Annotated in this window: 21 protein-coding genes; 11 read left to right on the top strand and 10 right to left on the bottom strand. The window is 59.6% G+C overall.

The window, feature by feature from the left end:
• The first annotated feature begins 75 nt into the window (after window positions 1-75).
• From PSTU_RS0113890 to PSTU_RS0113900, 3 genes are read left to right on the top strand one after another with little or no spacing between them, the layout of a single operon-like run.
• The gene (locus PSTU_RS0113890; RefSeq protein WP_019341631.1) at window positions 76-537 is read left to right on the top strand and encodes a hypothetical protein; all 462 of its coding nucleotides are present in this window, start codon (window positions 76-78) and stop codon (window positions 535-537) included.
• Between the two features lie 47 nt (window positions 538-584).
• Entirely contained in the window at window positions 585-1,361 is a 777-nt protein-coding gene (locus PSTU_RS0113895) for a class II glutamine amidotransferase (RefSeq protein ID WP_019341632.1), read from the top strand.
• Complete coding sequence (locus PSTU_RS0113900; RefSeq protein ID WP_019341633.1) at window positions 1,361-1,900, top strand: DUF2937 family protein; 540 nt, start codon at window positions 1,361-1,363, stop codon at window positions 1,898-1,900. The genes PSTU_RS0113895 and PSTU_RS0113900 overlap by 1 nt, the downstream gene beginning before the upstream one ends.
• Here PSTU_RS0113900 and PSTU_RS0113905 read toward each other — a convergent pair.
• The 5 genes from PSTU_RS0113905 to PSTU_RS0113925 form a co-directional block, all read right to left on the bottom strand.
• Window positions 1,875-2,393 (bottom strand): hypothetical protein, encoded by a 519-nt coding sequence (locus PSTU_RS0113905; RefSeq protein ID WP_019341634.1) that lies wholly within the window; start codon window positions 2,391-2,393, stop codon window positions 1,875-1,877. The genes PSTU_RS0113900 and PSTU_RS0113905 overlap by 26 nt on opposite strands.
• A gap of 35 nt (window positions 2,394-2,428) precedes the next feature.
• The gene (locus tag PSTU_RS0113910; protein WP_019341635.1) at window positions 2,429-3,607 is read right to left on the bottom strand and encodes a vWA domain-containing protein; all 1,179 of its coding nucleotides are present in this window, start codon (window positions 3,605-3,607) and stop codon (window positions 2,429-2,431) included.
• Between the two features lie 47 nt (window positions 3,608-3,654).
• Window positions 3,655-4,053 (bottom strand): GFA family protein, encoded by a 399-nt coding sequence (locus tag PSTU_RS0113915; protein WP_019341636.1) that lies wholly within the window; start codon window positions 4,051-4,053, stop codon window positions 3,655-3,657.
• 50 nt (window positions 4,054-4,103) lie between these two features.
• Window positions 4,104-4,949, bottom strand: coding sequence for an AAA family ATPase (locus PSTU_RS0113920; protein WP_019341637.1), 846 nt, complete (start codon window positions 4,947-4,949; stop codon window positions 4,104-4,106).
• A 140-nt stretch (window positions 4,950-5,089) separates the two neighbouring features.
• The gene (locus PSTU_RS0113925; protein ID WP_019341638.1) at window positions 5,090-6,166 is read right to left on the bottom strand and encodes a DUF748 domain-containing protein; all 1,077 of its coding nucleotides are present in this window, start codon (window positions 6,164-6,166) and stop codon (window positions 5,090-5,092) included.
• A gap of 138 nt (window positions 6,167-6,304) precedes the next feature.
• Here PSTU_RS0113925 and cysK point away from each other — a divergent pair, with 138 nt between their 5' ends.
• Window positions 6,305-7,279, top strand: a complete 975-nt coding sequence (cysK, locus tag PSTU_RS0113930) for a cysteine synthase A (protein ID WP_019341639.1) — start codon at window positions 6,305-6,307, stop codon at window positions 7,277-7,279.
• Between the two features lie 25 nt (window positions 7,280-7,304).
• Here cysK and PSTU_RS0113935 read toward each other — a convergent pair whose 3' ends face one another.
• Window positions 7,305-8,270, bottom strand: coding sequence for a DMT family transporter (locus PSTU_RS0113935; RefSeq protein ID WP_019341640.1), 966 nt, complete (start codon window positions 8,268-8,270; stop codon window positions 7,305-7,307).
• Between the two features lie 153 nt (window positions 8,271-8,423).
• On the opposite strand from PSTU_RS0113935, the gene aceK reads away from it, so the two are divergent.
• Window positions 8,424-10,145 (top strand): bifunctional isocitrate dehydrogenase kinase/phosphatase, encoded by a 1,722-nt coding sequence (aceK, locus tag PSTU_RS0113940; RefSeq protein ID WP_019341641.1) that lies wholly within the window; start codon window positions 8,424-8,426, stop codon window positions 10,143-10,145.
• Window positions 10,146-10,323: 178 nt separating this feature from the next.
• The gene (locus PSTU_RS22230; RefSeq protein WP_319946125.1) at window positions 10,324-10,449 is read left to right on the top strand and encodes a PA1414 family protein; all 126 of its coding nucleotides are present in this window, start codon (window positions 10,324-10,326) and stop codon (window positions 10,447-10,449) included.
• A gap of 25 nt (window positions 10,450-10,474) precedes the next feature.
• Here PSTU_RS22230 and PSTU_RS0113945 read toward each other — a convergent pair whose 3' ends face one another.
• Window positions 10,475-11,146, bottom strand: a complete 672-nt coding sequence (locus PSTU_RS0113945) for a glutathione S-transferase family protein (protein ID WP_019341642.1) — start codon at window positions 11,144-11,146, stop codon at window positions 10,475-10,477.
• 82 nt (window positions 11,147-11,228) lie between these two features.
• On the opposite strand from PSTU_RS0113945, the gene PSTU_RS0113950 reads away from it, so the two are divergent.
• Window positions 11,229-11,813 carry a tRNA-uridine aminocarboxypropyltransferase gene (locus tag PSTU_RS0113950; protein ID WP_019341643.1) on the top strand — a complete coding sequence of 195 codons (585 nt, stop codon included), beginning with the start codon at window positions 11,229-11,231 and terminating at the stop codon, window positions 11,811-11,813.
• A 6-nt stretch (window positions 11,814-11,819) separates the two neighbouring features.
• On the opposite strand, the gene PSTU_RS0113955 is transcribed toward PSTU_RS0113950, so the two are convergent.
• On the bottom strand, window positions 11,820-12,221 hold the full coding sequence (locus PSTU_RS0113955) for a YbaN family protein (protein WP_019341644.1): 402 nt from the start codon (window positions 12,219-12,221) through the stop codon (window positions 11,820-11,822).
• A gap of 14 nt (window positions 12,222-12,235) precedes the next feature.
• Window positions 12,236-12,823 (bottom strand): YecA family protein, encoded by a 588-nt coding sequence (locus PSTU_RS0113960; RefSeq protein WP_019341645.1) that lies wholly within the window; start codon window positions 12,821-12,823, stop codon window positions 12,236-12,238.
• Between the two features lie 245 nt (window positions 12,824-13,068).
• Here PSTU_RS0113960 and recQ point away from each other — a divergent pair, with 245 nt between their 5' ends.
• From recQ to PSTU_RS0113975, 3 genes are all read left to right on the top strand, one after another.
• A complete protein-coding gene (gene recQ, locus PSTU_RS0113965; protein WP_019341646.1) occupies window positions 13,069-15,192 on the top strand; it encodes a DNA helicase RecQ in 2,124 nt (707 codons plus the stop codon).
• Window positions 15,193-15,359: 167 nt separating this feature from the next.
• Window positions 15,360-15,797 (top strand): MarR family transcriptional regulator, encoded by a 438-nt coding sequence (locus PSTU_RS0113970; RefSeq protein WP_019341647.1) that lies wholly within the window; start codon window positions 15,360-15,362, stop codon window positions 15,795-15,797.
• Window positions 15,798-16,108: 311 nt separating this feature from the next.
• Window positions 16,109-18,067, top strand: a complete 1,959-nt coding sequence (locus tag PSTU_RS0113975) for a FimV/HubP family polar landmark protein (protein ID WP_019341648.1) — start codon at window positions 16,109-16,111, stop codon at window positions 18,065-18,067.
• A gap of 46 nt (window positions 18,068-18,113) precedes the next feature.
• On the opposite strand, the gene PSTU_RS0113980 is transcribed toward PSTU_RS0113975, so the two are convergent.
• Complete coding sequence (locus PSTU_RS0113980; RefSeq protein WP_019341649.1) at window positions 18,114-20,294, bottom strand: patatin-like phospholipase family protein; 2,181 nt, start codon at window positions 20,292-20,294, stop codon at window positions 18,114-18,116.
• 75 nt (window positions 20,295-20,369) lie between these two features.
• Between PSTU_RS0113980 and PSTU_RS0113985 the strand changes: the two genes are divergently transcribed.
• A complete protein-coding gene (locus PSTU_RS0113985) occupies window positions 20,370-20,651 on the top strand; it encodes a SelT/SelW/SelH family protein (RefSeq protein WP_019341650.1) in 282 nt (93 codons plus the stop codon).
• Window positions 20,652-20,992: the final 341 nt, after the last annotated feature.

Consider the following 20,992-nt stretch of genomic DNA (forward strand, 5'->3'; position numbering starts at 1 on the left):
CCGTGCCGCCGGTCACGACTGTTATCATGCACGTCGCTGATGCCGGTGCTTCCTCCGGCCTGTACAGAGATCGCTATGTCCCTATTCGCCAATGAATATTTGCTCGCCTGGTCAGCCTACGGTATCGCCGCGCTGGGTTGCCTGCTGGTCTGGATGCGCATCACCCGCCCAATGTGGCGCTGGCTGCGCGAGCCGTTGCGGCTGATCGTTGCCGTGCTGTTGCTGACGCCCACCATCGTCGACCCCGCCAAGGACCTGTTCGCCCCAGCGGTCGCCATCACGGCACTGGATTTGTTATTCAAGGTTGGCAGCAATGCCTGGCGTGCCGTGGCTGACCTGGCGCTGTATGGACTGATCGCATTTGCGATCTACGCAGTGTTTGTTGTCATACGCTGGCTGATCGAGCGCCGGACTAAGCAGCAGCGGAGCCAATCGCGACACGATGATCCTCGTACCCTGCGTGAACGACTCGAGGATGACGACGAGGACATTCGCCCGACAAACCGCTACGAGGCACGGACTGAACCCAGACTCTGAAGAACCTTCTCGCCCAAGGCGCGGCAGGACCTATCGGGAGATAGCGCATGTGTGAATTGCTCGGCATGAGCGCCAATGTACCCACCGACATCCACTTCAGTTTTACCGGCCTGATGCAACGCGGTGGCCGTACTGGACCACACAAGGACGGCTGGGGGATCGCTTTTTACGAAGGCCGTGGTTTGCGGCTGTTCCAGGATCCGGTGGCTAGCTGCGAGTCGGAAGTGGCGAAAATGGTCCAGTGCTATCTGATCAAAAGTCATGTGGTGATCGGCCATATCCGTCACGCCAACGTCGGCAAGGTCGCTCTGGTCAACACGCATCCTTTCGTACGTGAGTTGTGGGGTCAGCACTGGTGTTTTGCCCACAACGGCCAGCTGGGGGATTTCGCTCCGGCGCGTGGTTTCTATCAGCCGGTAGGGGATACCGACAGCGAAGCGGCATTTTGTGACCTGCTCAATCGGATACGCGGCGATTTTCCCGAGCGGGTCGCTGCGGAGGATTTGATCCCGCATCTGCTCGATGCTTGTGCCGGCTACCGTGCCAAGGGCGTATTCAACTGCCTGCTGAGCAATGGCGAGTGGCTGTTCAGCTTCTGCTCGACCAAGTTGGCGCAGATTACCCGTCGCGCGCCGTTCGGCCCGGCTCAATTGAAAGATGCCGAGTTGACGGTGGACTTCGAGGCCGAGACGACGCCAAACGATGTCGTAACCGTGCTGGCGACCGAGCCGTTAACTGACAATGAACAGTGGGATGTGCACCAATCGGGCGAATGGACGCTTTGGCGGCTGGGCGAGTGCGTCGCGCGCGGGCAGGTGGGGTGATGCTGAGAAGCTATTTGCGTTTGACCTTGTTCGCCTTGGGGCTGCTGGTTGGTGTTCAGGTGCCGGGCTTCATTGAGGCATACGGCAACCACGTCGAGGCGCGCCGCCTCGAGGCACAACAGGGGTTGGAGGGATTCCAGGATACGGCAGGGCGATTTTTCAAAGGTGATCTGAATGCGTTGGTCGAACATTATCGAGCCAGCGAAGATCCGGTAATCCAGAGCGATGCGCGCAGCGTTTCGGCATTGGTCGAACGTGCGCGTTTACTCGACCGCGAATGGCGAATCATGGAGGGGCCTTGGTATGCACAGGCCTGGCACGTCCTGGTCGGCGCGGATCAGGCGATCAGGCGTCAGGTCTGGAACAGCTACCGTTTCCAGGTACTGCTGTCGCCCGAGGCGATCGCCTGGGGCCTGAGCTGTGCGCTATTGCTCGCCTGGATCGTCGAAAGTCTCTTCGTATTGCTTCGCCAGGCGCTGTTTCCACAACGCAATCGACGTCGGCGTCGTACGGCTAACTCGCTTCCGTCGAAGCGATAGTATTGGTCGCCTGGGTTTGCTCGACTCGCCTGTTTACGCGATACGCCCACTCCCCTAGACCGAACTGCAGGGCAGGCAGGCACAGTGTCAGAGGTATGATCCACAGCAGGTCGGTATCTCCCACAATCAGCCTCACGTTTCGAAGGGTCGTGGGCATTTCGGCAACCTGCAGCAGGACACCGATAACCCCGAGCCATATCACAGTGACTTGAGCGAGCTGCCAGCCGCCGAAAATCCCATTGGCAATTCGCAGCCACGGGCGGTGCGCTGGCACCAGCAGAGCGCCTAGCCACCACACCAGCAAGGTCATCGATAACGACATTTTCCACAGGGCAGGAAGAATCCCTCCGTTGCCCAGCAAGAATGCATGCGATGGGGCTGCTGGCCAGCTATAAGAGCCAGACTGCAGCACCGCAATAACCAAGCGGAGATCGTTAACCGCTATGAGCGCCGTAAACCCGGTTACTGCGGCAATCGCCCAGCGCTGTTTCATTATTTGCATCCTTGCAATGGTTAACCGGAAACGGCCTATTTCGACAGGAACTTCATGCCTTCTTCCAGCCCGCTCAAGGTCAGCGGATACATGCGGTCTTCCAGCAAGTCGCGGATGATGCCGGTGGATGAGGTGTAGCCCCAGGTGTCTTTCGGGTAAGGGTTGATCCAGATGAGCTTCTTGTATTTTTCCATGAAGCGCTGCATCCAGACGTAACCGGCCTCTTCATTCCAGTGTTCAACGCTGCCCCCGGGCTGGGTAACTTCGTAGGGCGCCATGGCCGCATCGCCAACGAACACGACTTTGTAGTCCGCGCCGTACTTGTGCAGCAGATCGAGGGTCGAAGTGCGCTCCGAGGTGCGGCGGAAGTTGTTTTTCCAGACCGATTCGTAAATGAAGTTGTGAAAGTAGAAATACTCGAGGTGCTTGAACTCGGTCTTGCAGGCCGAAAACAACTCTTCGCAGACCTTCACGTGCGCATCCATCGAGCCGCCGATATCGAACAGGATCAGCAGCTTGACGGCATTGCGGCGCTCGGGGCGCATCTGGATATTCAGCAGGCCGCCGTCTTTAGCGGTGTGGTCGATGGTGCCGTCCAGGTCCAGTTCATCCTGCGCACCCTGGCGAGCGAACTTGCGCAAGCGGCGTAGCGCGACCTTGATGTTGCGCGTGCCCAGCTCGACCTGATCGTCGAGGTTCTTGTATTCGCGCTGATCCCAGACTTTTACCGCTTTGCCCTGGCGCTTGCCTGCATCACCGATGCGGATGCCCTCGGGGTTGTAGCCGCCGGAGCCGAACGGGCTGGTGCCACCGGTACCGATCCATTTGTTGCCACCGGCGTGCTTTTCCTTCTGCTCCTCCAGACGCTTTTTGAATTCCTCGATCAGCTTATCCAGACCGCCTAGCGATTCGATCTTGGCCCGCTCTTCGTCGCTCAGCGAGCGCTCGAATTCCTTGCGCAGCCACTCTTCTGGAATCAGCGCCTCAATGTGTTGGTTGAGGTTTTCCAGACCTTTGAAATAGACGCCGAAGGCACGATCAAACTTATCGAAATGCCGCTCGTCCTTCACCAGGATCGCACGCGAAAGATAGTAGAACTCATCCATGTCGGCGAATACGACGTTGTGTTTCAGCGCGTTGATCAGATCGAGCAGTTCGCGCACCGACACCGGAACCTTGGCGGCGCGCATCTCATTGAACAAGCCAAGCAGCATGGCAGAACCTCTAGCGTGCCGTCTTGGCGGCAGCTTTCATGATTGATTCAGATATCTTCGTCGTGAGTCGGGAGGCCGTCTCGGATCTCGTACCAGTCCGCCTTGGATCGCACGAAAATGTGCGTCTGCGGCGGGGCGGGCAATGGTGAGTCGAATGTGCCGGCTGCGACGCCGAGCTCATGCTCGCGGTTGTCGACGAATTGCAGGTTGGAGCCGCAGCGAATGCAGAACGTCCGCGTCACATGATCGGAGGAGTGATAGACACCTAACTGGTCCTTGCCTGAAAGGAAGTGAAACGCATCCAGCGGCACGCTCGCGTAAGTGGCGAAAGCCGCACCGTGGGCTTTGCGGCACTTCTTGCAGTGACAGTGGGTCAGCTCGTTGATCGGGGCGTCGATGCGATAGCGCACGACACCACAGAGGCAACTACCGGTATGCGTTTGCATGGATCTTCCTCCAGTAAATGAGGCGTCCGGCTCCCGTGAACCGCCGCCGGTCAACGGCTGGCGCGACGACTCATGAACGCCAGACGTTCAAGCAATTGCACATCCTGCTCGTTTTTCACCAGGGCGCCAGCCAACGGCGGGATCGCCTTGGTCGGATCGCGCTCGCGCAGGACGGCCTCGCCGATGTTGTCGGCCATCAAAAGCTTCAGCCAGTCGACCAGTTCGCTGGTGGACGGCTTCTTCTTCAGGCCTGGCACCTTACGTACATCAAAGAACACATCGAGCGCTTCGGCCACCAGGTCCTTCTTGATGTTGGGGTAATGCACATCGACAATCCGCTGCAGCGTGTCGCGATCGGGGAAGGCGATGTAGTGAAAGAAGCAGCGGCGCAGGAAGGCGTCGGGCAATTCCTTCTCGTTGTTCGAGGTAATGATGATGATGGGCCGCTGCTTAGCCTTGATGGTTTCGTTGGTCTCGTAAACGTAGAACTCCATCTTGTCGAGTTCTTGCAGCAGGTCGTTGGGGAACTCGATGTCGGCCTTGTCGATCTCGTCGATCAGCAGGATGACGCGCTGCTCGGACTCGAACGCCTCCCACAGCTTGCCCTTCTTGATGTAGTTGCGTACGTCGTGAACGCGGTCCGAGTCCAGCTGCGAGTCGCGCAGACGGCTCACCGCATCGTATTCGTAAAGGCCTTGATGGGCTTTGGTGGTGGATTTGATGTGCCAGGTGATCAACTGCGCGCCAAATGATTCTGCGAGCTGCTCGGCCAGCATGGTTTTACCGGTGCCCGGTTCGCCTTTCACCAACAAAGGACGCTCGAGCGTTATGGCAGCATTCACGGCAAGCTTGAGATCGTCTGTGGCGACGTAGGACTGGGTGCCTTCGAACTTCATCGGAGTTTCCTTGGATCGGGCCTGGCACGCAGGCGCTTCGTGTTAATTAGACCGCCGACTATAAGTGATGGGCGCATGAGTGTGAACGTGAGGAGATCATTCAGTCACTGAATGAGCGGCCGTTCGATGGATGCTCACGCTTAGCCTTCATCTTCGCCCAGCGAGCGCTCGAAACGTGCCGAGAAGGCTTCCACGAATGCATTACGCAGAATTGCGATGAACGCCTGGAACGGACTCACATCAGCGTTCCTGGTGCTGCCATTCAGCTCAACGCGTGTAGCGAATTGCTCCTTGCGCTGGTTCTGCAGGACTTCCTCGCCACCGCCGACAACCGCTTCCCAGATGCCGCGAAAAAATCCCTTGTCTTCATTCTTGATGTCCTGCTCGAAGTTGAATACCTCGACATTTCGCAGCAGTGGCTTGATATAGCCATCGAGTTGAGCGTCGTTGGCCTCGGCCTCGATTACCAGGTCGCCGGTACCGTCGGCGAAGTCAAAGCTTCCGTAGGCGTTGCTGAAATCATTCAGTTTGGTCAGATCAACATCCGTTACACGCAAGCTGAACTGGAAATCTTCCCAGTCCGTATAGGGATCGAACTGCGCACGGGCTTCCATCGGGGCCTGGTTGAAAAACTTGGCATTACCTTCAAACCGCGCGACGCGCCCTTGCTTCTGGTCGGCAGTATTGGTCAGGTTGAAGAGGCTCGCGTTGACTGCGCTGGCATAGACATGAACCGGCGGATCTGCCTGAAAGTTGCGAAACGAGACCTGTCCGTCCACCACTTTCAGTTCGTTAAGCGTGAATGGCATCAGTTCATTGAGGCGATCCCGCCAGTCGACTCCGTCGCCGGTCTGCGAGCTTTCCTTCTCCTCACCGTCCACGAAGTTCAGGTGCGGCTGTTCCAGCGTGATTTCGCCGACCAGCGCTTGATCCTCCCATAGCGCCCCCCAGCTCAGCCCGATATCGATGGCGTCAGCGGTGAACAGCGGCGCCTGGACCTGCTGGTTTTTTTTCTCGATCAGCAGGTCGTCGATTCGATAGGCGCCACGCCACCAGGCAAGATCGACGTCCTCGATGTGGCCGCGGTAGTCACCCATGTCGGCGAGTTTGCCGTTCAGGTAGTTGAGAACAACGTAGGGCAGTGCCAGATGGACAACCAGCAGCACTAGTGCAAGCGACAACAAGATCCATAGCGGGCGTCGGTAGCGTGTCTTCATGGGCGACCTGATCGTGCGGAAACATGGGCGGCTGTGCTTCTGGATGGACCCTGCTTGCCGACCATGAGTTCGGCTGGACGAGTTGGGAGACTGGGCTTAGGCTCACCAGTCTGGTTTTTTCATCACAGGGAATTCGTCATGAGCCGCATCTTCGCTGACAACGCGCAAACCATCGGCAATACGCCACTGGTCATGATCAACCGGCTGGGGCCCAAGGGCGTCAGCATCATGGCCAAGATCGAGGGTCGAAACCCCGGCTATTCAGTCAAGTGCCGGATCGGTGCGGCAATGATCTGGGACGCCGAGCAAAGTGGACGCTTGAAGCCGGGCATGACGCTTGTCGAACCGACCTCGGGCAACACGGGCATCGGCCTGGCGTTCGTCGCAGCGGCGCGTGGCTACAAGCTGATGCTGACAATGCCTGCCTCGATGAGCCTGGAGCGGCGCAAGGTATTGAAGGCGCTTGGCGCTGAGCTGGTGCTTACCGAACCCGCAAAAGGCATGAACGGGGCAATCGAGAAAGCCGCCGAGATCGCGGCTTCTGCGCCGGACACCTATTTCATGCCGCAACAGTTCGAAAACCCGTCGAACCCCGCCATTCACGAAAAGACCACCGGGCCGGAAATCTGGAACGACACCGAAGGCAGCATCGACGTGTTGGTGGCTGGCGTGGGGACGGGCGGGACTATTACCGGCGTGTCGCGCTATATCAAGAACACCCAGGGCAAGCAGATTCTGAGCGTCGCGGTGGAGCCAGTCAGCTCACCCGTGATCAGCCAGGCCATGGCCGGCGAAGAGCTCAAACCCGGCCCGCATAAGATTCAGGGCATTGGCGCCGGCTTCATTCCGAAGAACCTGGATCTGTCGATCATCGATCAGGTTGAGTGTGTCGATGACGATGAATCGAAGGCCATGGCGCTGCGCCTGATGCGTGAGGAAGGCATCCTCTGCGGTATCTCCTGCGGTGCGGCGATGGTGGCAGCGGTACGCCTGGCCGAGAAGCCGGAAATGCAGGGCAAGAACATCGTGGTGATCCTGCCCGATTCCGGCGAACGCTACCTGTCGACCATGCTGTTTTCCGACGTGTTCGGCGAGCAGGAACTGCAGCAGTAATTGGTCCTGCGTCAGGACTGAATCTTCAGTCCCGACGCAGCTCCAGTTCATCAGAGGGAACGAGCGCCGCATTCGTCTGGTCGCGTTGGGCCTGAAGCGGTGCGATTGGGCTCGGTGCCTGCTTCAGCACGAGCCAGAGCGCCACAGCGATCAGCGCTCCGCCGTAGGCATAGGCCCAGTCCAGCGGTTCGCCCAGAAACAGGGCGCCCCACAGCACGCCAAATGGCGGGATGATGAACGTCACCGTCAAGGTTCGAACCGGACCAATATCCGCAAGCAAGCGGAAGTACAGAATGTAAGCGAAGGCCGTGCAGACGATGCCGAGGCCAGCGAGGCTTAGCCAGACGGTGCTGTCACCCCAGGAAACCGGAGGTGCGATCAGCAGCGAAATGATGAACGGCGGCAGCAGACATAGCGCTGCTCCGGCCTGGCTTCCAAAGGCGACCAATTCGCTCGTCAGACCGCCATGTTGGTTGATCCAGCGCCGGGTCAGGAATCCGCCAAACCCATAGCACGCTGTCGCACCCAGGCACGCGAGTGCACCGACCAGCAGTTGAAGGTCGAAGGCCACCGGGCCGGTGCGCGTCAGCAAGGCTACGCCGCTCAGGCCAAACAGTACGCCGACCAGTTTCGCTGCAGTCAATGCTTCGGCGAAGAACAAGGCACCGATGAGTACGCCCATCATCGGTGTGGTTGCATTGAATATCGCCGAATAGCCCGTTGGCAGGAATCGCGCCGCCAAGGCATACAGCGCGAATGGCACGCCGGAATTTATCATCCCCAGGATCAGGCACAGCTTGAGCTTGCCGCGAAAGTCCCAGCGGGTCCGCATGATCATCAGAATCGCCAGCAGACCGATGCAGGCGAACAGCACTCGGAAGAACGCGGTGGGGAAGGTGCCAAGCTCCGGCGCGATGATGCGCATGAACAGAAAACTGGCGCCCCAGATAGCGGCGAGACTGAGCAGGCGCAACAGGTCGAGCGGTCGCATGGCAGGGCTCCGGCGGACGGCTTATCAGTGTTGGCGAGGTGGGCGCTTCTGGCAACTCGGATCTGGCTTTCAAAACTCCCGTTGAGCTGTCCGGCTTTCATTGGGCATGGTCGGTGGATAAGCTCGAGGCTTTTACGCAGCGAGAAAAATGCTATGGCGCAGCATTCGCCGGACCTCGAGATCGCCCGACAGATCCTTCTGGGGTTCGATGACTACCGCGAACATTTCAGGCTGATCACCGCAGGCGCCAGGGCGCGCTTCGAGCAAGCCCGGTGGCAGGATGCGCAACACGCATCGGCGGCGCGTATCAATCTGTACGAACAGAAGGTCGGCGAAACCGCTGCAGCGCTGCGCTCTGTTATGGACCCACAGGTTCTGCTCGACGTGAACCGCTGGCCGCAGATCAAAGGCCAATACATTGGATTGATCAACCCGCGCTTTGACGATGAGCTTTCGGAGACTTGGTACAACTCGATCTTCTGTAACTTGTTCAGCCATGACTGCATCAACGACAGCACCATGTTCATCCACACCACCCGGCCCGCTAACCGCGCTCAACGGATGGCGCAGACGCGACGCTACCAACCCGGCGGGGATCTGCATGGCGTGCTGGAGCAGATCCTCAGCGATTTCGCGTTCGACGTGCCGTACGGTGACCGGGAGGGGGATCTGCAGCGACTCGAGGCGCAGCTGCAGTTGTCCTTGCCAGACTGGGTCTGCAGAGACCCGGAGCTGATCGTTGAGCTCTTCACTTCGGTGCTGTATCGCAACAAGGGTGCCTACCTTGTCGGGCGCATCTTCACCCGCGACGAGCAATGGCCGCTGGTCATCCCGCTGTTGCACCGCGAAGGCGATGGGCTGGTCGCCGATGCCCTGATTACTGACGAGGCGGAAGTCTCAATCATTTTCTCGTTCACCCGTTCGTACTTCATGGTTGAAGTTCCGATCCCGGCGGAGTTCATCGGCTTCCTCAAGCGGATGTTACCAGGCAAACACATCGCCGAGCTCTACACCTCGATCGGCTTCTACAAGCACGGCAAGTCGGAGTTCTACCGCGCGCTGATCAACCATCTGGCGACTACCGACGACACATTTATCATGGCGCCGGGCGTGCGCGGGATGGTCATGAGCGTGTTCACGCTGCCGGGCTTCAATACCGTGTTCAAGATCATCAAGGATCGTTTTTCCCATACCAAGAATGTCAGCCGCGCGACGGTTGTAGACAAATACCGGTTGGTGAAAAGCGTCGATCGCGTGGGGCGCATGGCTGATACCCAGGAGTTCGCAGACTTTCGCTTCCCCAAGGGCAAGTTCGATCCCGAGTGCCTTGCCGAACTGCTCGAGGTCGCGCCCTCTACGGTCGAGGTTCAGGGCGATACGGTATTGGTGCGTCACTGTTGGACCGAGCGGCGGATGACGCCCTTGAACCTATACGTCGAAAACGCAAGCGAACAGCAGGTGCATGAAGCGTTGGAAGATTACGGGCTCGCCATCAAGCAACTGGCAGCCGCCAACATCTTTCCTGGCGACATGCTGCTGAAGAACTTCGGGGTGACCCGCCATGGCCGTGTCGTATTTTACGATTACGACGAGATCTGCTTTCTCACCGAGGTTAATTTCCGCCATATACCCGAGCCCCGATACCCCGAAGATGAAATGGCCTCCGAACCCTGGTATTCCGTTGGGCCCAACGATGTGTTTCCCGAGGAGTTTCCTCGCTTCCTGTTTGCGGATATCCAGCAGCGCCGACTGTTCGCAAGGCTGCACGGAGAACTCTACGACGCCAACTACTGGAAGGGGCTGCAACAGGCCATCAGCGCGGGCAAGGTGATCGACGTCTTTCCGTATCGTCGCAAGGCGCAGACTGCCCAGTAGTCGTGCGAGGCGAACGCTTCCATACGATATGGGTCGCTATTGATAAGGGCCGGACGAACGGCGCGGCGGCTGCACACTCTGCAACACCTAGCACAGGCGATGTTGCAGTTGTTGGGTTATGCTGATCTCGAAGTCCCATGGCTCCACCAAAACCCGTATCAGCAGGAGGGGTTAGACCATGAAAGCATGGCTCAATAGTGTGTGCTGGAATCTGGCAGTGGCGCTTGGGTTTGTCGAACCGCCTCGTTTGCAGCCTATCCCGGTGCGTGCGGAACGAGACAAGGCAGCGGCCCGACATCGCTGACCTTGGCGATGCCGGGCGTGGTGGCTTAGCGTCCCGGCATCACCGGACCACCTTTCTCAACGGCGCGCTGATAAGCGGGCCTGTCTCTTATACGTTTCAAGAATGCAGTCAGATTCGGTCGGCTGGCGTCCAGCCCTGCGCGTGACTGAGCGGCCTCCAGCGGAAAACTCATCTGAATGTCCGCCACACTGAAATTGTTGCCGGCGAACCACTGCGTTTTAGATAACTCGTTCTCCATATAGTCCAGATGAAGTTTGAGCTGCGGGCCAATGAATGCCTGATTGGCGCCTTTGGCTATCGCCCGGGCCACGGGGCGAATGAAGAATGGCATCGGCCCGTTGGCGACGCGGTCGAAGACCAGCCGCAGCAGCAATGGGGGCATCGCTGAGCCTTCCGCGTAGTGCATCCAGTAGCGAAAACGAAGGTATTCCGGCGTCCCTGCAGCTGGCGCCAGCCGACCTTCGCCATAGCGGTCCAGCAAATACTCCAGAATGGCTGCGGACTCGGCCATCGTCAGATCGCCGTCTGTAATGACCGGAGACTTGCCCAAGGGGTGAACCTGCTTCAGTTCCGGCGGCGCCAGCATGGTTTTCGAGTCCCGGGCGTAACGCTTGATTTCGTAAGGTACCTGCAGCTCTTCCAACAGCCACAGCACACGTTGCGAGCGGGAGTTTTCCAGATGGTGAAGCCTGATCATTGGTGGATACCTCCTAGGGCCCGTTGACTGCGACCAGCATAGCCTGCGGTATGGCAGACTTCTCGCTGTTATAGGAGAAGCCATGTCCCGCCCACACTGTTCTCGCTGTCAGCGTCCTGCCAGCCACTGCCTGTGCCCGTTGATCCCCTCGCTGACCAGCGCAACGCGAGTGCTGATCCTGCAACATCCCAGTGAAACCGCGCATGCGCTCAATACGGCTCGGCTGGCTGCCTTGGGGTTGCGCAGCGCTGAATTGCTGGTCGGTGAAAGGGTCAGTCTTCCCGCTGACGAGCACGACAACTACCTGCTGTTCCCTGGCGCCGATGCCATTCCGCTTGAGAACCTGGCGAAAAGCGAGACGCCGTTGCGATTGATCGTTCCTGACGGCACCTGGAAAAAAGCGCGCAAAATGCTGCATCTCAATCCAGAGTTGGCGACCTTGCCCCGCGTCTCGCTCCCTTCGGGGCTTGTTTCGCGTTACCGGCTGCGTAAGGCGCCAGCGCCAGGTGCGCTTTCAACGCTCGAGGCGATCGTCACGGCCTTGAACATACTGGAGGGCGAAGGGCTATTCGACGGCTTGCTTCGTCCGTTCGATGCGCTGATCGAGTCGCAGATCGCTGCGATGGGTGCAGAAACCTACCAGCGCAATCATGGCCATGACGGCTGAGCGCGTTCAACGTGCAGGGAGTGTTTTCACGCGAATAATATAGATGCTGACCAGTGTCGCGCTGGCCAGCATGCCGATACGCGCCCAGAACATCGGTACCAGCCAGCAGGAGACGCCAATGCTGAACCACATGGTCGCGATGGCGTACACCTTGGCCTTGACCGGGATGCCGTTGCCTTCCAGGTAATCACGGAACCAGGGGCCGAGCCGCGGATGTTTCACCAGCCAGTCGTAGAAACGGCGAGAGCTGCGGACGAAACAGGCGGCAGCGAGAAGGAGGAAAGGCGTAGTGGGTAGGATCGGCAGGAAAATCCCGATGATGCCGAGCGTGACGCTTAGCCAGCCGATCACCAGTAGCACATAGCGCGCTACTGGGTTGCGATACGTCGGAATATCGCGATGAGCCAAGAGGCCGTCCGACGTCAGTGCTTGCGCGGTTTGAGAAGCGCGGGCTTCTCTTCAGGCGCATGGCAGATCAGATACAGGGCTGTGAGGATCTCAGGAATCTGCTCGACCATCTCGGCAACCAGATCCTGGTCGGTGGCGATATCGCTGAACTCGGGTTGCTCGTCAAACAGCCCTGACCCAACCATGATCGGCAGGAGCAGCTCGCTGACTTCTTCCTCGGAGTCTTCGAACCAAACCGACTCGCGCATGAACACGCCTTCCATGAAGCCGATACACCAGCCGCGCAGGTCGGATTCGTCAGGCTCGTCGCCCATGTCGAGTTCGCAAGGGAGCTCCATGTCTTCATCACTGGCCAGCTGCCGGGCGATGTGTGCCTTGAGCTGAATCAGCGTCGCCTCGATGGCATCGCGCTCGGTGTCGTCCGCGTATTTTGGCGGCTCGGCAAACAGTGCGTCGATCCACTCGCGCTCGGGCACTTGCTCAGAGCAGATGCACAGGGCGGTCAGGTAGCCATGGGCGGCGATGTAATCGAGGGCTTCTTCGTGCAGATCATCTGCATCCAGAAACACTTGCAGGCGGGCGAGTTGCTCGGCGAAGGACATCGATGGCTACCTTGGAGAGAAAACAGCGCTGATTCTAGACGAGCTGCAGGTCTCCGGCTACCGCGCGCTTTGACGCCACGGCAGCTGAAGCCGTTTCCAGCCCCTGCGTCTTCGACTGATTGGAAAATTCGCGCGGAGTTCCGCTGTACAAGCGTGGGCTACCCGACTATCGCGCAGCTGCAGTGTTCTACCTGAACCGGGCGGCCGTGTCGCGTATACTCGCGCGTCTTGTTTCGGAGACCGGCATGCTCGATCAGGCACAGCGCATTCTCAAAGATGTATTCGGCTACGACGCGTTTCGTGGCAACCAGGGTGCGATCATCCAGCGCGTGGCCGACGGCGACGATGCGTTGGTGCTGATGCCGACCGGCGGTGGTAAATCGCTTTGCTATCAGGTGCCGGCGTTGCTTCGCGACGGTCTGGCTGTGGTGGTGTCGCCGCTGATTGCGTTGATGGACGATCAGGTTGCCACGCTTGAAGAGCTGGGTGTTGCGGCGGCGGCGCTCAACTCCACCCTGACGCCTGAGCAGCAGCGGGACATCGCCGACCGTTTGCGCCGAAACGAAATCAAGATGCTTTATCTGGCGCCCGAACGGCTGGTCCAGCCGCGCATGCTGGCGTTCCTGCAGCGCTTGCAGATCGGTTTGTTTGCCATCGATGAGGCGCACTGCGTATCACAATGGGGGCATGATTTTCGTCCCGAGTACCTGCAGCTCGGCCAGTTGGCTGAATTTTTCCCCAGCGTTCCACGAATTGCGCTGACTGCAACGGCAGACAAGCGCACGCGGGAAGAAATCGTCCAGCGCCTACATCTGGGGAACGCCGAGCGATTCCTGTCGAGTTTCGATCGGCCGAACATCTTTTATCGCATCGTGCCCAAGGAACAGCCGCGCAAGCAGCTCATGGGGTTCCTTGCCGAGCGGCGTGGTGATGCCGGTATCATCTATTGCATGTCGCGCAAGAAGGTCGATGACATTGCGGCCTTTCTCACCGAGCAGGGCTTTCCGGCCTTGCCCTACCACGCTGGTTTACCGAACGATCTGCGGGCTTTTCACCAGAAGCGCTTTCTCAATGAGGAAGGCCTGATCATGGTCGCTACCATCGCGTTCGGCATGGGCATCGACAAGCCCAACGTGCGTTTCGTGGCGCATCTTGATCTGCCGAAGTCGCTGGAAGCCTACTACCAGGAAACCGGTCGCGCAGGTCGAGATGGTCTGCCTGCCGATGCCTGGATGGCGTACGGGTTGCAAGACGTGATCTTCCTCAAGCAGATGCTCAATAACTCCGAAGGTGACGAGCGGCATAAACGCATCGAGCAGCATAAACTCGATGCGATGCTCTCGCTGTGCGAAGAAACCCGCTGCCGGCGCCAGGTGTTGCTGGCCTATTTCGATGAGCAGATGCCGGAGCCGTGCGGCCATTGCGATAACTGTGTCGACGGCGTGCAGACCTGGGATGCCACCGAACCGGCTCGGCAAGCACTGTCGGCGATCTACCGCAGCGGCCAACGCTACGGTGTTGGCCACCTGGTCGATATCTTGCTCGGGCGGGACAATGAGAAGATCCGCAGTCTCGGTCATCAGCATCTGTCGGTGTTTGGCGTAGGCAAGGCGCTGTCCGAAGGAGAGTGGCGGTCGCTGTTTCGCCAGTTGGTTGCGCGGGGTTTGGCTGACGTCGATCTGGAGGGTTTCGGTGATCTGCGTCTGAGCGACACTTGCCGTACCTTGCTTCGAGGTGAGGTGACCCTTGAGCTGCGTCGCGAGCTGTCCACCAAGGCGCCGAAGCCCGCCGCCAGTGCGGCGAGTCAGCTGGTGCGCAGTGAAGAGCGCGAGACCTGGGAAGCGTTGCGGACGCTGCGCCGCAAGCTTGCCGAAGAGCATGGCGTACCGCCTTACGTAATCTTCCCGGATGCGACGTTGCTGGAGATGCTGCGCAGCCAGCCTGGCACGCTCAGCGATATGTCCCGCATCAGCGGTGTCGGCGCACGCAAGCTGGAGCGCTACGGCCAGGCGTTTCTCCAAGCGCTGCAGGGTTCGGCAGCGGTGGTCAAGTCGCCTGCCGATGTTCGTCATGAACTGATCACACTGGCGCGTGCCGGGATGACGCCGGCGCAGATCGCAAGGCAACTCGACTGCAGCGAAAAGAACGTTTACGCCATGCTTGCAGAAGCCATCGGTCAGCAGCAGTTGAGCCTTGAGCAGGCGCTGGATCTGCCTGAGGAGCTGCTCGGCGAGATTCAGGAGGCCTTCCTCGACGGAGAAGGGGAATTGCCACCGGTTGCAGCAGTCGCCGAACAATTCGCCGGGCGTGTTCCGGAAGCCGTGCTGTTCTGCGTGCGCGCCTCGCTGCAAGCGGAATTCGAGCTCTAGCGGTCAACTCGTGCGATGCGGCGCGTCGCCGCAACGTGTGCTCTCCAAGGTGTCTGGCGCGGGGGCGCCGCAACACAGGGTTACGTACCGAGCCGATGGTAGCCTTGCCAGCCTTCCGGTGCTGTGGTTAGCTCGCTAATAATTAGTTTTTCCGGAAAGATCGCTCCATGTACCCCGACCAACACCGCTTCGCCATGCAGCTGGCTCAACTTTCGCGTGGCTGGCGCGCCGAGCTGGACCGCCGTCTGGCAGATCTCGATCTTTCTCAGGCCCGATGGTTGGTGCTGCTGCATTTGGCGCGCTTCGATCACGACCCTACCCAACGTGAGCTTGCACAGAGCGTTGCGGTCGAGGGACCAACATTGGCGCGGTTGCTGGATAGCCTCGAAGCACAAGGGCTGGTTCATCGTCAGCCGGCTCCCGGTGATCGCCGCGCCAAGCTGATTACGCTCGGTGCCCCGGCGCTCCCGCTTATCCAGAGAATCGAGGCGATTTCCACTCAGGTTCGCCACGAGCTTTTCGACGGTATCGAGGAAGAAGACCTGCGCAAATGCCAACAAGTGCATGAGCGGATTCTGGCGAATCTGGTCAAAGCCAAGCGTTAGCGGTAGCCCTGGCCAGTGCGCGTTCGGCGCAGAGGCGACGAGCGATTTGGCCATGATCAGGGCCGCGATGGCCGCGCCATACGCGACATCTAAACTCGTCTACATCAGCGCCCGATTTCAGGCACTGCATTTCTATACCGTTTGTCTTTTGACGCTAGGCGATATTTTGCCAGTAGTGGCACAATGCCTTCTCGCGCAAACCGACGAACTGCCTCTAATTTCTGCTGCATCAGTCGATAACCGCGTCACAGTTCAGTAATCGAACCGTGGACCGGCGACGAAGTCCGCCGAGCGCCACCAGCGGAGGTTTCATGGCACTCGGTCGTCGAGTCTTGTTCACAGTGGCTTCTGGCTCGCTGATCTATTCGGGCATGGTTTCCGCCCTGGGCATGGGCAATATCACGCTCAACTCTGCTCTGAATCAGCCACTGAGTGCCGAAATCGAATTGCTGGACGCAGGCGATCTCAGCGCCGATGAGATTCGCGTCGTGTTGGCCTCCAGCACCGACTTTGCGCGTGTCGGTGTCGAGCGGCTGGCGTTTTTGCAGGATCTGCGTTTCACGCCGGTGATCGACGGTAACCGCAGCAGGATCCGCGTTGCGAGCAATAAGCCAGTCCGCGAGCCTTATCTGAACTTTCTGGTCGAGATCACCCAGGCGAAGAGCCGGATGCTCCGGGAATACACCGTTCTGCTCGACCCGATGCCAGGCCCGTCTGAGGTCCCCAGCAGCTTCGTCGGGCAGGATCCGCAAGCCGTGGCTTCGCCGGCACCTGTCGAGCCGGTGCGTTTCGTGCCACCTGCCGAGCTACCGCAAGCGTCTCAGGGTAAACGCCACCGGGTGACCAGTGGCGAGAGTCTGTGGTCTATCGCCGGCGCGTATGCCGGTGGTTCACGGACGTCACAGGCGCAGGTCATGCGCGACATTCAGGCGTTGAATCCTGATGCCTTTGCCGGTGGTGATGCGGCGCTTCTCAAAGCGGGCGCGAATCTGCTGCTGCCCGATGCAGCTACTCGCGCCGCTCCGGCTCCCATCGAGCCCGCTTCGGCGGCGCCGGTCGCCGAGACCACCATGCTGAGCGAGCTGACACCCGATGCCAGTCCAGCTGAGCCCGTGCCTGCCGATCCGGCACGTGTTGACGATCAGGTCGCCACGCTGCGCCGTCAACTGTTCGAAGAGCTGGCCGCCAGCCGTGAAGAGAATCAGCAGCTCAAGCAGATGCTGATCGACATGCGGGCTCAGCTCGAAACCGTTACCGCACAGCTGGTTGAGCAGGGGCGAGCACAGCCGACTGGCTCGCCGGCTGTGGAACAGTCGACACCGACAATCACGCCGCAAGAGCCGGCGGTTGCGCAGCCGATGGAGTCGACCCCAGCCGAGCCTGTGTCGTCGTTCCGATGGCAGGACTGGGCATTGCCCGGCAGTGGAGTACTGATCTCCATGCTGCTGGGTGGCTTGTGGTTCGGTCGCCGTAAAAAGCCCGAGAGCACATACCCAGATGCGACACCCCTGGCCGCGGCGCAGCCGAAGCATGTGCCGCCGGTTGCTGTTGCCCCGGAAATGCCCCGCCAGCCGGCACATGCATCTGTCAGCGAAACCGACGCGCTCGAAGCGGCAGCTATATACATCACCTACGGCCGTCGCGATGAAGCGATTGACGTGCTTTCGCGCGGAATAGAGCGGGCACCTGCTCAACTTGATATTCGGCTTCGCCATCTCGAGCTTGTTGCTGAGGCCGGCGACATTGCCAGTTACTGCGCGGCTGCCGATGGCTACCTGCACGCAGGTGGCGAACAGGCGCAGCTCGATCGGTTGCTCGCGTTGCATCCCGCTCTGGCTTCTGCGGTTGCTGCAGCCGCACCAGTAGCATCTGAGACGTTTCTGGATCCGGACATCACCTTTGTTTTGGACGAAGCATTGGCGGCAGATTTTCTGGAGGCTGCATCCGAACCCGCCCAGCAAGCATCAGCGGTGGAGTCTGGGCAGGCTCACCCCGCGCAGCCGTTGATTGATGGTTTCGATGAGGTACTGACGCTTGGCGAGCTGACATCGTTGCTCGGTAATGCGGAGCCGGTCGAGTCGAAACCAACAGCGGAGGAACTGCGCCAGCTCGAGCCGAATCCCGAACACCTGGTCCGTCTTAACCAGGCCGTTGCGTATATCAAGCAGGGCAACATGGAAAGTGCGTGCGCCATTCTTGAAACCCTCGCGACTGAGGGTGATGAAGCGCAGCGACAGCAGGTCAACGAGTTGCTGGCGCAGATTGTCTGACCGTCAAGTGCGCTCTACAAGGCCGGTTGCGGCCAGTCGTAGTGCTTCAGAAGCTGCGGCCAAGATTCATGTACAGCGCACGCTCGGATTCATCGTTCAGGCCATAGCTGAAGTTCAGCGGCCCCAGCGGTGTCTCGTAGCCGATGAAAACGCTGCCGGCGTTGATATAACCAGTGTCGAACGCATTGTCGTTGTTCCAGGCGCGACCGCGTTCCAGCGATGCCCCCAGGTACAGCGGAAAATCCAGCGGCAGAAACGAGCGCGGCGTCATCCGGCGGAAATAGATCATGCGGGCCAGGCTGATGTTCTGACCGGAGACGGCATCCTGCCTGAACCCCGACAATTGCCGCGCACCACCCAGTAGAAAACTTGAGGTGACGATCTCGGCGTCATCCAGGGTGCGTCCGTAGCGTCCGCCAAGCACCAACGTATCCAGGCCGAAGCTGATGGCCTTGTCCAGGCGGAACTCCCATTGGCGATAACGCCCATCAGAACCCAGGCTTGGGTCGTACTGGCGAAGGGACAAACCGATATCTTCTCCCTCACGAGGGAAGTCGACGTTGTCCACCGTGTCGAACGAATACTGCAGCTGGTAGTAGCCTTCCTCGAAGGAGAAATCCGGCAGTTGCTGGTCACCGACGCGAACATCGGCTTCACCCCAGGCCTGCCCCACACCAAAGCGGATTTCACCGTTATTGGCAATCTGACGACCGATATTCAGCCCGTAGCCGTAGCGCTGCAGCCGGTACTCGGCAATCGGGTCGTTATCCAGAATCGCCTCGACGTTCTTCGCTTCGGCAAAAAGGTTGGGCGCGACGAACCAGCGTGAGCCGGCATCCAGTGGTTGATAGAACTCGCTGAAAAATTCCTGTCGATCACCGAGTTGCAGGCGTGTCAGCCATTCCGCGCCGAGCTCGTTGATGCCGTTCTTACGGAAGCTTGCACCGATGTTGAACGCGCTGTCACCGCGAAAATCATCCGAGAGGTTGATACCCAGGCGTAAATAGTCGGTGCCGGAGCGCTTTTCACGGGTCGTGATGACCAGCGTATTGCCTGGATTGCCGTGCACGACGCGGTATTCGACCTGCTCGAAATAGTCCAGACCGTACAGGGTACCCATGTCTTTCTGCAGGTCTTGAAGATCCAGCCGCTTGCCCAGCTGCTGACGGATATGCCGGCGAATCACTGCGTCACCGACTTTCGAGTCATTCTCGATCCGCACAGCGGTAATCAGCGGCGTGCGGGGCTCGGCTGAGCGGGCAAGGCTCAGCGCAAGGTTGCCGTCGCTCTCGCTGCGCATGGCGGTCAGCCGAGCGTCCAGTGCAGTGGCCGCACGATAGCCGGCGTCGATAAGGGCCTCCGTGCGACCGAAATCGGTCGAACCGAATCCCGCCAGCATCGGTTGCACCAGCAAATCTTCCGGCCGCAGGGTCGCCAGCTGCGCTTCGGAATTGCGCCGGGTCATCATCGTGATCGATTGGTTGAGCACATCGACAACGGTGAGCAATTGCTCGCGAGGCTGCAGCGGTGAGCCGATATCCACCACGATCAGTCGATCCACGCCCATGTCACGCGCCACATCCATGGGAATGTTGTCGACCATACCGCCGTCGACGAGCAGACGGCCGTCTATCTCGACCGGGGCGAATACCGCGGGGATCGACATGCTGGCGCGAATGGCCTGAGGCAGATGGCCGCTGCGGAAGATGACTTTCTTGTCGTTGGCGATATCGGTTGCTACCGCGCGGAAGGGAATCGGCAGCCGGTCGAAGTCACGGGTGTCGCTGGTGTGCACAAGCAGGCGTTCAAGCAGCAGTGCGAGGTTCTGTCCTTGAATGACACCCAGCGGCAGCCCGAGGCTGCCATCGTCGCGGAAGCTGAGCTTGCGCTTGACCAGGAAATCGCGGTCGTCCTGTTTGCGCCGAAAAGGCACATCCTGTCGCGGCGGATCGTCCGACAGCACTTGTTGCCAGTCGATACCGAGTGCCAGCTCTTCCAGTTCTTCAACGCTATAGCCTGCCGCGTAGAGTCCGCCGATTACGGCACCCATGCTGGTGCCGGCAATCGCGTCGATTTGCACACCGTGCTCCTCCAGGGCTTTCAGTACGCCGATATGCGCCAATCCTCTTGCAGCGCCTCCGGAAAGCACCAGACCGGTGCGGGGCTGGGCATCGGCGAATCCTGCCAGCGGCATCAGGAGGATCAGCAGAAAGAGTAGGCGGGACATGGCAACACCGGCGGGGAGGAGGACTGCGAAATGGCGGTTATTATAAGCGTCCCGTCAGTCAGCGAGCGCCCTGTCATGCCCGATAGCAAGCCGGAGATCGTCATTACCTACTGCACTCAATGTCAGTGGCTGCTGCGCGCTGCCTGGCTTGCGCAGGAACTTTTGTCCACCTTTGCCGACGACCTGGGGAAGGTCTCGCTCGTCCCGGCGACCGGCGGCGCCTTCCATATCACCTGCAACGGCGTGCAGATATGGGAGCGCAAGCGCGACGGCGGTTTTCCTGAGGCCAAGGAGCTGAAACAGCGTGTGCGTGATCAGATCGATCCGCAGCGGGATCTCGGGCATAACGACAGGTAGATCAGGCAGTAGCGATGATCTGGCCGCCGGCTAGCGGTGCTGTGCGGTGCTTTCACGCGCAAGAATCTGGTAGTCGACGATCGAAACGTCCCGCGGCCTGGGTGTGCCTTCGCGTTGCGCAGCGGCGCTCGCCAGCGTCCACAAACTGGGTGACCGGGTCAGCATACGCAGCGCTCAGCTGGGCGCTCTGCACAACCGGGTCAATCACAGCGACTCGGTGCCGCCGTGGCAATTCGGCGTGCTGGCTCTGATTAAAAAACCTCGCAGCGCGCGGCCTGCTTTAGCCCGCGCACGGCTCGGCTGCCGCAGCCGAGGCGCTTTCATTTTGCAATTCTTCGAGC

Source organism: Stutzerimonas stutzeri SDM-LAC, assembly GCF_000235745.1.
Classification (GTDB): domain Bacteria; phylum Pseudomonadota; class Gammaproteobacteria; order Pseudomonadales; family Pseudomonadaceae; genus Stutzerimonas; species Stutzerimonas stutzeri_H.

Coding starts and splice junctions, on each gene's coding strand:
- PSTU_RS22230 (WP_319946125.1), top strand. CDS start 10,324: ATGAAAGCATGGCTCAATAGTGTGTGCTGGAATCTGGCAGTGGCGCTT.
- PSTU_RS0113945 (WP_019341642.1), bottom strand. CDS start 11,146: ATGATCAGGCTTCACCATCTGGAAAACTCCCGCTCGCAACGTGTGCTG.
- PSTU_RS0113950 (WP_019341643.1), top strand. CDS start 11,229: ATGTCCCGCCCACACTGTTCTCGCTGTCAGCGTCCTGCCAGCCACTGC.
- cysK (WP_019341639.1), top strand. CDS start 6,305: ATGAGCCGCATCTTCGCTGACAACGCGCAAACCATCGGCAATACGCCA.
- PSTU_RS0113960 (WP_019341645.1), bottom strand. CDS start 12,823: ATGTCCTTCGCCGAGCAACTCGCCCGCCTGCAAGTGTTTCTGGATGCA.
- PSTU_RS0113920 (WP_019341637.1), bottom strand. CDS start 4,949: ATGAAGTTCGAAGGCACCCAGTCCTACGTCGCCACAGACGATCTCAAG.
- PSTU_RS0113970 (WP_019341647.1), top strand. CDS start 15,360: ATGTACCCCGACCAACACCGCTTCGCCATGCAGCTGGCTCAACTTTCG.
- PSTU_RS0113915 (WP_019341636.1), bottom strand. CDS start 4,053: ATGCAAACGCATACCGGTAGTTGCCTCTGTGGTGTCGTGCGCTATCGC.
- aceK (WP_019341641.1), top strand. CDS start 8,424: ATGGCGCAGCATTCGCCGGACCTCGAGATCGCCCGACAGATCCTTCTG.
- PSTU_RS0113925 (WP_019341638.1), bottom strand. CDS start 6,166: ATGAAGACACGCTACCGACGCCCGCTATGGATCTTGTTGTCGCTTGCA.
- PSTU_RS0113900 (WP_019341633.1), top strand. CDS start 1,361: ATGCTGAGAAGCTATTTGCGTTTGACCTTGTTCGCCTTGGGGCTGCTG.
- recQ (WP_019341646.1), top strand. CDS start 13,069: ATGCTCGATCAGGCACAGCGCATTCTCAAAGATGTATTCGGCTACGAC.
- PSTU_RS0113985 (WP_019341650.1), top strand. CDS start 20,370: ATGCCCGATAGCAAGCCGGAGATCGTCATTACCTACTGCACTCAATGT.
- PSTU_RS0113975 (WP_019341648.1), top strand. CDS start 16,109: ATGGCACTCGGTCGTCGAGTCTTGTTCACAGTGGCTTCTGGCTCGCTG.
- PSTU_RS0113980 (WP_019341649.1), bottom strand. CDS start 20,294: ATGTCCCGCCTACTCTTTCTGCTGATCCTCCTGATGCCGCTGGCAGGA.
- PSTU_RS0113895 (WP_019341632.1), top strand. CDS start 585: ATGTGTGAATTGCTCGGCATGAGCGCCAATGTACCCACCGACATCCAC.
- PSTU_RS0113910 (WP_019341635.1), bottom strand. CDS start 3,607: ATGCTGCTTGGCTTGTTCAATGAGATGCGCGCCGCCAAGGTTCCGGTG.
- PSTU_RS0113905 (WP_019341634.1), bottom strand. CDS start 2,393: ATGAAACAGCGCTGGGCGATTGCCGCAGTAACCGGGTTTACGGCGCTC.
- PSTU_RS0113935 (WP_019341640.1), bottom strand. CDS start 8,270: ATGCGACCGCTCGACCTGTTGCGCCTGCTCAGTCTCGCCGCTATCTGG.
- PSTU_RS0113890 (WP_019341631.1), top strand. CDS start 76: ATGTCCCTATTCGCCAATGAATATTTGCTCGCCTGGTCAGCCTACGGT.